8 protein-coding genes are annotated in these 13,242 nt (G+C 59.5%); 6 read left to right on the plus strand and 2 right to left on the minus strand.

All coding sequences use genetic code 11. From position 1 onward, the window contains the following. Positions 1–316 precede the first annotated feature (316 nt). The 6 genes from RFM40_RS15390 to RFM40_RS15415 all read left to right on the plus strand — a co-directional run bounded on the left by RFM40_RS15390 (position 317) and on the right by RFM40_RS15415 (position 11,234). Positions 317–2,329, plus strand: coding sequence for an acetyl/propionyl/methylcrotonyl-CoA carboxylase subunit alpha (locus RFM40_RS15390; protein ID WP_320277760.1), 2,013 nt, complete (start codon positions 317–319; stop codon positions 2,327–2,329). A gap of 241 nt (positions 2,330–2,570) precedes the next feature. Continuing rightward, positions 2,571–6,098 carry a DNA polymerase III subunit alpha gene (gene dnaE / locus RFM40_RS15395; RefSeq protein ID WP_320227342.1) on the plus strand — a complete coding sequence of 1,176 codons (3,528 nt, stop codon included), beginning with the start codon at positions 2,571–2,573 and terminating at the stop codon, positions 6,096–6,098. Positions 6,099–6,619: 521 nt separating this feature from the next. Beyond that, positions 6,620–7,579, plus strand: a complete 960-nt coding sequence (locus RFM40_RS15400) for a glycosyltransferase family 2 protein (protein WP_320227341.1) — start codon at positions 6,620–6,622, stop codon at positions 7,577–7,579. Further along, a complete protein-coding gene (locus RFM40_RS15405) occupies positions 7,579–9,267 on the plus strand; it encodes a hypothetical protein (protein WP_320277761.1) in 1,689 nt (562 codons plus the stop codon). The genes RFM40_RS15400 and RFM40_RS15405 overlap by 1 nt, the downstream gene beginning before the upstream one ends. Positions 9,268–9,347: 80 nt before the next feature. Next, positions 9,348–10,502, plus strand: coding sequence for a glycosyltransferase (locus tag RFM40_RS15410; RefSeq protein WP_320277762.1), 1,155 nt, complete (start codon positions 9,348–9,350; stop codon positions 10,500–10,502). A gap of 57 nt (positions 10,503–10,559) precedes the next feature. Then, a complete protein-coding gene (locus tag RFM40_RS15415; RefSeq protein ID WP_320277763.1) occupies positions 10,560–11,234 on the plus strand; it encodes a class I SAM-dependent methyltransferase in 675 nt (224 codons plus the stop codon). On the opposite strand, the gene RFM40_RS15420 is transcribed toward RFM40_RS15415, so the two are convergent. Together RFM40_RS15420 and RFM40_RS15425 are read right to left on the minus strand one after the other, a co-directional pair. Next, positions 11,231–12,148, minus strand: coding sequence for a hypothetical protein (locus RFM40_RS15420; RefSeq protein ID WP_320275212.1), 918 nt, complete (start codon positions 12,146–12,148; stop codon positions 11,231–11,233). The genes RFM40_RS15415 and RFM40_RS15420 overlap by 4 nt on opposite strands. After that, the gene (locus RFM40_RS15425; RefSeq protein WP_320227336.1) at positions 12,145–12,963 is read right to left on the minus strand and encodes an FkbM family methyltransferase; all 819 of its coding nucleotides are present in this window, start codon (positions 12,961–12,963) and stop codon (positions 12,145–12,147) included. Before RFM40_RS15425 ends, RFM40_RS15420 begins: the two co-directional genes overlap by 4 nt. Positions 12,964–13,242: the final 279 nt, after the last annotated feature.

Consider the following 13,242-nt stretch of genomic DNA (forward strand, 5'->3'; position numbering starts at 1 on the left):
TCCAGCGGCTTTCCGGCACCAACGGCAACTGCGGCGCGCGTTTTCATGAGGCATTCCTCCCAAGGCAATCTTCAAGTTTCAAGTTGCGGCAAGCCGCTAGTTTGCCAGGCGATACGAGATCGCCGACTGCCCGCCGTTTGTGTAAGCCCATGGTCACCTTACCGGGTTCGGGGGTGACGGCCAACGTCTCTTGCGACGTTTTTCGGCGCGGTTTCTGCAATCGGCATCGGGCGCTGAGGGCAGGGGCTTCAGACACTTGAGACGCGCCGGAATTGTCCATAGAACTGGGCGGCTTCGCCGGAGGAACGACGTCCGAATGTTCAAGAAGATCCTGATCGCCAATCGCGGCGAGATCGCCTGTCGCGTGATCAAGACGGCGCGCAAGATGGGGATTGCCACGGTGGCGGTCTATTCGGATGCCGATCGTGATGCCGTGCATGTCGAAATGGCCGACGAGGCCGTGCATATCGGCCCGTCGCCAGCCGCGCAGAGCTATCTGCAGCCTGAGAAGATCATCGCCGCCTGCAAGGAGACCGGCGCCGAAGCGGTGCATCCCGGGTACGGCTTCCTGTCCGAGCGCGCCTCCTTCTGTGAAGCGCTGGAGAAGGAGGGCATCGTCTTCATCGGGCCGAAGCCCAAGGCGATCCGCGCGATGGGCGACAAGATCGAATCGAAGAAATTCGCCAGCCAGGCCAAGGTCTCGACCGTGCCCGGCTGGCTGGGCGTCATCGAAAATGCCGACCATGCCGAGAAGATTGCCGGCGAGATCGGCTATCCGGTCATGATCAAGGCTTCGGCCGGCGGCGGCGGCAAGGGCATGCGCATCGCCTGGAGCAAGGCGGAAGTCCGCGATGGCTTCGAACGCGCCCGTTCGGAAGCGAAAAGCTCCTTCGGCGACGACCGGGTCTTCATCGAGAAGTTCGTCGTCGATCCGCGCCATATCGAGATCCAGGTGCTGGCCGACGCGCATGGCAATGCGCTCTATCTCGGCGAGCGCGAATGCTCGATCCAGCGCCGCAACCAGAAGGTGGTGGAGGAGGCGCCGTCGCCGTTCCTCGATGCCAAGACCCGAAAAGCCATGGGCGAGCAAGCCGTGGCGCTGGCGAAGGCCGTCGACTACCAGAGCGCGGGCACGGTCGAGTTCATCGTTGACAGGGACAAGAACTTCTATTTCCTTGAAATGAATACAAGATTGCAGGTCGAGCATCCGGTGACCGAGCTCGTCACCGGCATCGATCTTGTCGAGCAGATGATCCGCATTGCCGCCGGCGAGAAGCTCGGCATCAAGCAAGGCGACATGAAGCTCAACGGCTGGGCGGTGGAAAGCCGCCTCTATGCCGAGGACCCTTTCCGCAATTTCCTGCCGTCGATCGGCCGGCTGACGCGTTACCGGCCGCCGCAAGAGGGGACGTTCGGCGACATAGTGATCCGCAATGACACCGGTGTCGCCGAGGGCTCCGAGATATCGATGTTCTATGATCCCATGGTGGCAAAGCTCTGCACTTGGGCGCCGACGAGACTCGACGCCATCGACGCCATGTCCGAAGCGTTGGACAGCTTCGTCGTCGACGGCATCGAGCACAACATCCCGTTCCTTTCGGCGCTGATGCGGCATCCGCGCTGGCGCGAGGGTCGGTTGTCGACCGGCTTCATCGCCGAGGAATATCCGGATGGCTTCGCGCCGGTCGAGCCGGACAGCGGGGAGAGGGCGGTGTTCGCCGCGATCGCCACTGCGATCGAGCTGCTGCGCCGGGACAGACTCGACCGCCTCAGCGGACGGCTGGCGCCGCATTCGGGTCATCTCAAGCGCGACTGGGTGGTGAAAATCGACACGGACTATCTCGGCGTGAGCATTGTCGACGGAATGGTTTCGATCCCGATGGAGGTCGACCTGTCGATCAATGGCGGCAAGCCACTGACGGTCGCCTCCGACTGGCGGCCAGGCGACGCGATCTGGCAGGGCACGGTCGATGGCAAAGGAATAGCGGCGCAGGTCCGGCCGATGCCGAACGGTCTTCGCATCGCCTGGAAAGGCATGTCGGTGAGGGCTCAAGCCATGCTGCCGCGCACGGCTGAGCTTGAAAGGCTGATGCCGGAGAAGCTGCCGCCGGATACCTCGAGAATGCTGCTCTGCCCGATGCCCGGCCTCATCGTCTCGATCGCCGTCGCCGAGGGCCAGGAGGTCAAGGCCGGCGAGACGCTGGCGGTGGTCGAGGCGATGAAGATGGAAAACGTGCTGCGCGCCGAGCGCGACCTCACCGTGGCGAAGCTCAACGCCAAAACCGGCGACAGTCTGGCGGTCGACGCGGTGATCATGGAATTCGCCTGACGAATAAGGTGTGGTGATATTCAGCTGAGGCCGGCCTGCAAATGGCGGCTTCCTGCGCTTCCGGTGCTCACGTACTTCAAGTACGCTCCGCTCCGGTTCTCGGAAGCCACCATTTTCGACACGACCTCAGCTGAATCTGAACACACCTTACTGTGCATAGGTGATCGCTGGACTCGCATCAAGCGTTACCGGACAATACATCTCACCCGAATGTTGAGTCCTTTCGAGCGACAAGAGCCCCATGGCGGATGAACTCCCACGCGACCCGCTGCAGCGTGAAGCAGCCGTGAAGGCCGCGCGGCCGGAAGCTCCGGCGCGGACCTTCATCCATCTGCGGGTGCATTCGGCCTATTCGCTGCTCGAGGGCGCCCTGCAGCTCGGCGCCATCGTTGGCCACGCGGTCAAGGACGAAGCGCCGGCGATCGCGGTGACCGACACCAACAATCTGTTCGGCGCGCTCGAATTCGCTCAGAAGGCGGTCAAGGACGGTATTCAGCCGATCATCGGCTGCCAGATCGATCTCACCTTTTCCGGTGAAGCGAGCGATGGCCAGCGCGACCGCCGCCGCCACGGCCCCGAGATGGCGCCGGTCGTGCTGATTGCCGCCAGCGGGGCGGGCTATGCCAATCTGGTCCGGCTGATCAGCCGGGTCTATCTAGAGACGCCACCCGGCGAGCCGGTGCACATGACCAGCACGATGCTGGAAGAAGGCCTTTGCGATGGCCTGATCTGCCTGACAGGTGGCCCGCGCGGCCCGATCGGCAGCGCGCTCAAGGCGGACCGCCGCGATCTCGCCGAGCAGCGGCTGATCTTTCTCAAGCACCTGTTCGGCGACCGGCTTTATGTCGAACTGGAGCGCGTCCAGGGCTATGACCGCATGGTCGAGAAGTCGACGGTCGACCTGGCCTACACCCATGACCTGCCGCTGGTTGCAACCAACGAGGCCTTCTTCTCCAAGCGTGAGGACTATGAGGCGCATGACGCGCTGATAGCGATTGCCGAAGGCTCGGTGGTGGCCGCCGACAATCGCCGGCGGCTCGCGCCGGACAATTTCCTGCGCAGCCAGGCCGAGATGGCGCGGCTGTTCTCGGACCTGCCTGAAGCGATCGACAACACGGTCGAGATCGCGATGCGCTGCTCCTACTATCCGAAGAACCGCAGCCCGATCCTGCCGCGCTTCACCGGAGCCGACATCGCCGACAAGGACGCGGCCGAGAAAGCGGAGGCGGCGGAACTTGCGCGCCAGGCGCGCGAAGGGCTGGAGGCTCGGCTTGCCGCGCATGGACCGACGCCAGGCTATACAATCGAGCAATATCGTGAGCGGCTCGAATTCGAGCTCGGCATCATCGAGAAGATGAAGTTCCCGGGCTACTTCCTGATCGTCGCCGACTTCATCAAATGGGCCAAGTCGCAAGGCATTCCGGTCGGGCCGGGCCGCGGTTCGGGCGCCGGCTCGCTGGTTGCCTATTCGACCACCATCACCGATATCGACCCGTTGCGCTTCTCGCTGCTGTTCGAGCGCTTCCTCAATCCCGACCGCGTCTCGATGCCGGACTTCGACATAGACTTCTGCCAGGACCGGCGCGAGGAGGTCATCCGCTACGTCCAGCAGAAATACGGCCGCGACCAGGTGGGGCAGATCATCACCTTCGGAACGCTGCAGGCGCGCGCCGTGCTTCGCGACGTCGGCCGCGTGCTGCAGATGCCTTACGGCCAGGTCGACAAGCTCTCCAAGATGGTGCCGCAGAACCCGGCCAATCCCGTCAAGCTGGCCGATGCCATCGCCAACGAGCCGCGCTTTGCCGAGGAGGCGGAGAAGGAGCCGATCGTCCAGACGCTGCTCGACACGGCGCAGAAGCTCGAAGGCCTCTATCGCCATGCCTCGACGCATGCCGCGGGCATCGTCATCGGCGACCGCCCGCTGTCTGAGTTGGTCCCGATGTACCGCGATCCGCGCTCCGACATGCCGGTCACCCAGTTCAACATGAAGTATGTCGAACAGGCGGGGCTGGTAAAATTCGACTTCCTCGGCCTGAAGACTCTGACCGTGCTGGAAACCGCGGTGAAGCTCATCCGCCGGCGCGGCGTCGACATCGATCTTGCGACGATACCGCTCGACGACAAGGACACCTACGCCATGCTGTCGCGCGGCGAGGTGGTCGGCGTGTTCCAGGTTGAAAGTGCCGGCATGCGCAAGGCGCTGATCGGCATGCGGCCGGACTGCATCGAGGACATCATCGCGCTGGTCGCCCTCTACCGCCCCGGCCCGATGGAGAACATCCCGACCTACAACGCCAGAAAGCATGGCGAGGAGGAGATGGCCTCGATCCATCCCAAGATCGACCATCTGGTGAAGGAGACGCAAGGCGTCATCGTCTACCAGGAACAGGTGATGCAGATCGCGCAGGAGCTTTCCGGCTATTCGCTTGGCGAAGCGGACCTCTTGCGCCGCGCTATGGGCAAGAAGATCCGCGCCGAGATGGACAAGCAGCGCGAGCGCTTCGTCTCTGGCGCGGTGGAGCGCGGCGTCGGCAAGCCGCAAGCCGACTTCATCTTCGATCTGTTGGCCAAGTTTGCCGACTACGGCTTCAACAAGTCGCACGCCGCCGCATACGCCGTCGTTTCCTACCAGACCGCCTATCTCAAGGCGCACTACCCGGTCGAGTTCCTGGCGGCGTCGATGACGCTCGATATGAGCAATACCGACAAGCTGGCCGATTTCCGCCAGGACGCGCTGCGTCTCGGCATCGAGGTGGTGGCACCGTCGGTGATGACCGGTTTCCGCCCCTTCGAAGTCGGCGAGAACAAGATTTTTTACTCCCTTGCAGCGCTCAAGGGCGTTGGCGACGCGGCGGTCGAGCACATCGTCGAGAAGCGCGGCGAAAAACCGTTCAAGAGCCTTGCCGACTTCTGCGAGCGGGTCGATCCGAAGATCGTCGGCAAGCGCGTCTTCGAAAGCCTGATCATGGCCGGCGCGCTGGATTGCTTCGGGCATGACCGCGCCGTGATGATGGCCGGCGTCGAGCGGATGATGGGGCTGGCCTCGCTGGCGCAGCAGAACGCGATCTCCGGCCAGGCCGACATTTTCGGCGCCTCGCTTGGGAGCCAGTCGCAGGCTCTCAACCTGCCGGCGGCCGATCCCTGGCTTGCCGCCGACAAGCTGCATCGCGAGTTCCAGGTGGTCGGCTTCTATCTCTCGGCGCATCCGCTCGACGAATACAAGGCCGCGCTGCAAAAAATGCGGGTCCAGAACTGGGCGGAATTCTCGGCTGCGGTCAAACGCGGCGCCGCGGCCGGGCGGCTTGCCGGCACTGTCACCACCAAGCAGGAGCGCAAGACCCGCACTGGCAACAAGATGGGCGTCGTGCAGTTCTCCGACACGACGGGCCAGTACGAGGCGGTGCTGTTCTCCGAGGGCCTGGCGCAATATCGCGACATGCTCGAGCCGGGTCGTTCCGTGGTGATCACGGTTTCGGCGGAAGATCGGCCGGAGGGCATCAATCTGCGCATCCAGACGGTGCAGTCGCTGGAGGACGAGGCAAGCCGCATCCAGAAGGCGCTGCGCATCTTCGTGAGGGACACTCAGCCGATCAATATCCTTGCCAACCAGCTTGCCGTGAAGGGCGAGGGGCAGGTGAGCTTCGTGCTGATCAAGGACGCAGGCCAGGGCGAAGTGGAGATCGAACTGCCCAACCGCTACCGCATCTCGCCGCAAGTCGCGTCGGCGATGCGCGCGGTGCCGGGTGTGGTCGAAGTGGAACTGGTGTAGATGCTCTAACTATTTGTTTTCGCGCAATTCCGGACGGAAAACCGTTGCACATTTTTCCTGGAATTGCTTTAGCGCGAGGCTTCGCCGCCAATCCAGGCCGCATCACCCTGCTCCCACCAAGTACTCGCCAAACCACGTCATTCGCTCAACGGTGAATGCTTCTGTATATCATTGACTAACTTGTTCTTGCTAAGGTTGCAGGTAGGCTTCGAAAATGTTGGGGCGTGCCTAAGTCGTCGGTAAGGCTGACGATTGGGCAGGAGTGGGGCGATGGTGGGCAAGGCAGATTTCGCGATAGTCCAGACTGATCCCGATGGGCAGCGCGCCGACGATTGCGGGCCGCTGGTGTCGGCAATTATCGTGAGTGAGCGGCAAACCAAGCTGCCAATTCGGCTCAAAAAACACACGGCAATAAACGGTGACCTCATAGGGTGTGTGTTCTGTTACCCAGAGGGAAACCCGGCCGCATTGTAAAATAAAGCACTTGGCTTATGGATGGTATAGGGCGTGGGGAGACGATCTTGGCATTGAAACTGGTTATCCAGATTCCCTGCTACAATGAGGCAGCGAGTCTTGCGGCCACTGTTACGGCGATACCGTGCAAGATCGAGGGGATAGACAGCGTCGAAATTCTTGTGATCGATGATGGCAGCACCGACGGGACTGCCGACGTTGCGAGAAGCCTCAATGTAAATCACGTGGTCAGCCATCGCCGTAATCGCGGCTTGGCGGCTGCGTTTCAGACGGGGATAGACGCCGGCCTTCGCGCGGGAGCCGATATCATTGTCAATACCGACGCCGACAACCAATATGACGCGTCGAACATAGAGCTGCTTATCGGGCCTATTGTGCGTGGCGAAGCCGACATCGTCATTGGCGACCGCCAAGTGCGCACAAATCACCATTTCTCGTCAGGCAAGCAGATCCTGCAACGCATCGGGACTCGTGTCGTTCGTCATTTGGCGGGGATCGACGTTCCCGACGCAGTTAGTGGATTTCGCGCGATAAGTCGCGACGCCGCGATGCAGATCAATATTGTGTCGCGCTTTTCCTATACAACGGAAATGCTGATCCTGGCCGGCAAGAGGCGATTGGCGGTGGCGTCGGTTCCCATTCGAACCAACGCGCCCATGCGGCGATCGCGCTTATTCAAAAGCATACCTCATTTTATTTTCAACACCGGCATCACAATCGTACGCTCATATGCGCTTTATAATCCGCTAAACGCCTTTTTGCTCATCGGCGGCGTAATTTTTTTCATAGGATCGTTACCAATATTTCGTTTTCTGTGGTTGTCTCTGGTGGGAGACAATAGAGGCCACATTCAATCGCTGGTGCTTGGCGGTGTATTGATCATTGTCGGTTTTATCACTTTGCTTTTCGCAATTGTCGCCGACCTCATCGGGCGCAACCGGCAAATGCTCGAGATGACGCTTTTCAAGCTCCGGAAAATCGAAGAGCGGATGGACCGGGTCGAGTGATGACGAGTTTGGTCGGACTTTTCGATACGAGGCTTGAAGCTCCCGTCAGGGTTGGTCGATGGACAATTCTTATCCTGTTCGGGACAATCGCAGCACTGGAATTGGCTACGGCGCTATTTCGGGAAATTAACTGGGACGAATTCCATTTCCTGTCGCTGGTTTTCGAATACAAGCGTGCTTCGCTTAGTCTTGCCCTGCAGACGTTTCACGTCCATTTGTTTTCATGGCTGACGTTGCTGCCCACCGACGAGATAGGTGCAATTGTCATTGCGCGCTGCCTGATGTGGCTTCTTCATCTGGCCACGCTCTGGTTCCTCTTCAAGACGGCGGAGAACCTCGTTTCCATTCGCGGGGCTTTATGGGCGACGGTGCTTTACGCCACGCTGAGTTTCGTGATGCGGAGCGCGACGAGCTTCCGTGCCGACCCGATCATCACGGCGCTTCTGATGGGGGCACTATTCGGCCTGACGCGCGACCGCCTCCCTCTCAGGCTGCTCATCCTTTCTGCGCTGGCGGTAACGTTTGCGGGCCTGATCTCGATAAAATCGGTCTTTTATGTCCCGACCATAACAATGGTCGCGACCCTGCAGCTGGTGCGCATCCACGACAAGGTATTGCTCCGGAATATGGTCATCGCGCTCGCGATAGCCGTCGCGGCATTCGCCAGCTTGTTTCTTTGGCACACGGCAAGCCTGGCCCAGGTTGTATCTCAGGCTGGAAACACGCTGACCTCCGTCTACAACAAGCAACTGGTTGATAGCAATCTCTTCTACGGGGCGCGATTTCTGGCGTACTCGCTGGCGGTAGACGCGCTGCAATGGTCGGTGATCTGCGCCGGAATCGGCCTGGCGGTGGCTCGGGCAATCACCAATAGCGGCGCGGAGAGGCTCCGCGCATTGACTATACTTAGTTTCGCCTTGCCGTTGTTGTGCGTTATCTTCTATAGAAACAGCTTTCCCTACTTCTATGTGTTCATGATGGCACCCGTGGCGGTGGTCGGGGCGTTGGCCGCGGACAAGCTTGGTTCCCTATCAAAAATTTTAGGGGCAATCCCCCTGATATTCGTCGCGTTGGCCGTGGGGCATGCGATTCCAGAATTTCAGCGAGGCCAATCGGCTCAGCAATCACTGATCTCCGCCGTGCATCAAATCTTCCCGGATCCGGTACCCTATATTGCTCAAACGGGCATGGTTGCATCCTATCCCCATGCGGGATTTTTGATGAGCACTTGGGGAATTGAAGAATATCGCGATCGAGGAGAGCCCGTGCTTCTGCATGCGACCGAAAAAGAAAGACCGGTTTTCGTCATTGTCTCGGGCCCGGCGCTTTCTGCCGCGCTGGAACCAGACGCTGAATTGGCGAACGAGGACGAAGGATTGCTCCCAGCCGACATAGCGGCTTTGAAGGAGAATTATGTCCGGCATTGGGGTCCAATTTGGATCGCGGGAAAGCAGTTGCCCGCTACAGGCGGGCTTGAAGCCACATTCGCGGTCCACATTCCTGGGCCCTATTCGGTGACGACCGAAGCACCGGTTGAAGTCGACCGGAGGCTGGTCCTGCCGGGCGATGTTGTCGAACTCACGGAGGGTATTCATAGCTATCGGGGCGGAGCTGCCACATTACGCCGCGGACGGAACCTGCCGGTTCCCGCGCGCGAGCCGCCAACGGCGATCTTCACCGGATTCTAGGTGAGGGGTCTGCTGGTTTGCGCGTCCTAATCTCCACGTCAACTTTTCCTCGTTTTCATGGCGATAATGTCACCCCCTTCATGGCCGACCTGGTTTTCGCGCTCGCTGCCCGGGGAATAGAACTGGACGTGTTGGCTCCTCATGCGCCCGGCAGCAAGACGGTGGAGGATCTGGGCAACGGGGTCACCGTTCACCGCTTTCGCTACGCCTGGCCTGAAAAGATGGAAAACGTCTTCTATGGCGCAGGAGCGCTCGAAAACATCAAGTCGAAGCCATCAAAGGCGATAAAGCTGCCACTCATCGCGGTCGCGCAAGCTGCTGCGACTTATCAGCTAGCCAGGTCGCGTCGCCATCATCTGATCCATGCGCATTGGGTGGTCCCGCAAGGAATCACGGCATTGCCTTCCTGCCTCGGTCGAACAGCCCTCGTCGTCAGTGCGCATGGCAGTGACGTTCTCGGCTTGCAAGGACGCCTGCCGATGTGGGCGAAACAGCTCGTCGCGCGGCATGCATCATTCCTGACAGCTAATTCTGCCGCCACGGCGGCTGCCCTACGCATGTTGGGCGCAAACCCCGATCGCGTCGAGATCGTTCCGATCGGAGCGTCTCCTCGAACTCGTGAGGCAACGATCCCGTCCTCGAAAAGTGGATTCGCCGACGGAGCAAACCCGCTCTTGCTTTTCGTCGGAAGGCTAATTGACTGCAAGGGAGCAGAGGACGCAGTCGCCGCTCTCGCATCGCTGCAAAGCCGTCTGCCAGGCGCAAGACTCGTTGTCGTGGGCGATGGGCCGGAACGGCAAACGCTCGAGGCAAAGGCCGCGTCTCTTGAGGTGCGCGATCGCATATTGTTCACGGGTTGGCTGCAGCCGGCGAACGTTAGCCATTGGATGCGCAGAAGCGATGTTCTGATCGTTCCCTCTCGCCGTGCGGCAGATGGCACAATGGAAGCGCAGGGCGTCGTGCCGCTCGAAGCAATGCTCCATGATCTGCCTGTGATTGCGTCGCGAAGCGGTGGTCTTGTCGACATCATTCGCCATGAGGAGACAGGGCTTCTGGTCGCCGAGCGATCTCCGGGAGAAATCGCGGACGCGGTGGAAAGAATGGTTACAAATAGGAGCTTTGCAACAGGCCTTGCCGCCAGCGCCAAGGAATGGGTCTTGTCGGAGGGTACGATGGCCAAGACCGCCGAGCGATTCCACGAGATCTATCAACGAATTTTATCAACCGAAAGATGAATCCATTGATGATTCGCAAGTTGCGGGCATTCGAGTAGAAGGGCGTCGAGCGAAATTATGTCGTTGAAGAAATGGGCAAAGAACAGTTGGCTTGCGGGACCACTCGTTCGGCAGGTATATTTTGCTTTGGCCGCGCTGAAATTTCGAAATTCTGCCGACTATTGGGAAAGGCGCTACAGGGCTGGCGGCACGTCGGGTGCTGGTTCAGCTAACCGTCTCGCGCGGTTTAAGGCCGATTTTCTCAACCGCTTTGTAGCAAATCACCAAATTCAGTCGGTGGTAGAGTTCGGCTGCGGCGACGGGATGCAACTGGCCCTGGCAGAATATCCAAAGTACTTAGGGCTCGACAATGCACCTTCGGCGGTCGCACGGTGCCGGGAGCGGTTCGCGAATGATCCGACCAAACAATTCAAGATTGTCGACAGCGACCCGGGTCACCACGATCTCGCGCTGTCGTTGGACGTAGTATATCACCTCGTGGAAGACAGGGTGTTTGACACGTATATGCGGAACTTGTTCTCTGCTTCGGAGCGGTTTGTCATTCTGTATTCAAGCAATTCAACCGAATCGACCCCGGAACCGCACGTCAAGCATCGTAGGTTTACGAACTGGATCGAGGTCAATCTACCGGAGTGGAAACTTTGTTGGGTGACTCCGAACGCTTATCCGCTTGATCCGCGCGATCCCGACAACACATCCTTTGCCGATTTCTATGTATACAGCCGATACTAATCGGATAGGGACCTCAATCGCCTTGTTCCCACAAGAAAGACCGCCAGCAAAAGCAAACCCAGCACCACGGCAATTCGGTTGGTTCCAGCAATCACGAAACCTGCGACGGAATCGATATTGGCAAGCGGCGAGAGCAATGCGGTTATCGCCTCCGTGATCCCCAAGCCTGCCGGAACGAGAGAGGTTAGTGTTCCGATTATGGAGGCTATCGAAAAGGTCGAAGCCTGGTTGAAGCCGAGGCCGATCCCGAGCGCCTTTGCCGCGAGGGAGAGCCGAAAGGCCTCGAGGACCAAGCCAGCAAGCTTTACCGCCAATGCCGAAACAACCAGTCTCCAGCCGGGTCGGAGACGGACCAGGAAGACGATGCTGACTCCAGCGCACAGCGATCCGACAGCGACAAAGCCTGCGCCGATTTTGATATGGCCGAGCGCAAGAAGGAATAGGCCCGAATAGCCAAACGCTGCCCCAAACCACAACGCCATGAAAACGAGAATCAGGCTGCCTCCAAGTTGCAGTCCGACTCCGTGTGCTCGTAGCGCCGCAGCGCGCGATAGTAGGCCCGCCGGTAAAAACAGCATATTGGCGGCACTTGAAAAGACGCCAATTTCGAATGCGTTTGCCCAGGCCATGTTCTTCTTTGCCATTGCTGCCATGATCTGGAGCTCGAGCGCATTCAGCGCCGCTGTAGCCGGCACCGCGACCAGGACAAGGAAGACAAATGGAGTTGCGTTAAGCCGTTCGATCAGGCCAGGCATGCTTTGGATGGCCAACAGCAGCCCGCCAGCAAAAATCGATATCGCCACTACGAGTCCAAAATTGCGAATGGACGCACGGTGGGAATGTCCCCAGTTGAAAACCCGGTCGCCCAGGACGGTTAGTCGGGACACCACCAAGCTTGCTTTGGCCGAATTCAAGCGCTGTCACCCCGCACCGCCACAATATGATGACTGCGCGCATGATCCGATGGCGATCTATCCGGGAGCCGGGTCAAGCGATAACCGGCTTCTATCAGCACCCTCATGGCCCGTCTCACTTCCTCGGGCGCGAAATCATGCATCTCGCAGATCACGACCGGATGTGTTTGCAACGTTTTCGCGGCTCCTTGCAGGGCGTCTGCCTCGCCTCCCTCGATATCTATCTTTATCACGTCGGGGCGTGGGTAGCCTTCAGCTACGAGGCTATCGATGCACCTGACTTGCACGCTCACAGGATCGACGGCTTTCTCTCCGGATCCGACTAGCTTCCCCGACATTGCGCCACCCCTGAGGTCGAACACCCTCGCTTCGTCGGCAGCACCAATCGCGAATTCGTGCAGCGATACGTTGGGGGCACCGTTTTCGAGAGTCCGGCGGAAATACCTAAGGTTGATCTCACCGGGCTCAAACGCAAGCACTCGGCCCGTTGGGCCCACAATCTTCGACGCGATCAGCGAATGCAATCCGATATTGGCGCCAATATCGTAGAAAACCGCCCCTGGTTCCAGATAGCGATGGAGCAGAGCGGTGACTTCTGGCTCGTGATTTTTTGGGTTGGTTGCGTTCCAGTGCAGCATGGGGTTGAAGAAGAGGTCGTACCCGTTTGGCAGTTTGACCTGATCGATGCTCCCCTTGGACGCCCGCTGCAAAAACTTGCCCAATCCGAGCCTATCCAGCAAAAACCGCCTGCCAGCGTGGGGAACTATATTACCGAGAACGTTTACAAGATGAAATGCATGCTTAATAGTATTCATCGAGGCCCTCCGGAAAACTTGCTCACGCCCCGTTCAGAATGAAGAGACTACCGGTGGCGAGGCAGCGACGCTATCAAATTAAGCGGCATTACCTTTTTTTTAATGAAAGCCGAGACGAAAATCACCTTTGCTGATGGCAAGGAGGGGACGAGAGCGGCTGCACCGATGCCCGGGAACGCCGGGCCAAGGGCCGGTTGGCCGGCCCACCCAAAGCAGCCATGGTCCGGGATCCCCGAAAGCGACGCCGCCCCACAGACCGAGAATGACAACGAAACCTAT

It is taken from the genome of Mesorhizobium captivum, assembly GCF_033977165.1.
GTDB classification, from domain to species: Bacteria; Pseudomonadota; Alphaproteobacteria; order Rhizobiales; family Rhizobiaceae; genus Mesorhizobium; species Mesorhizobium captivum.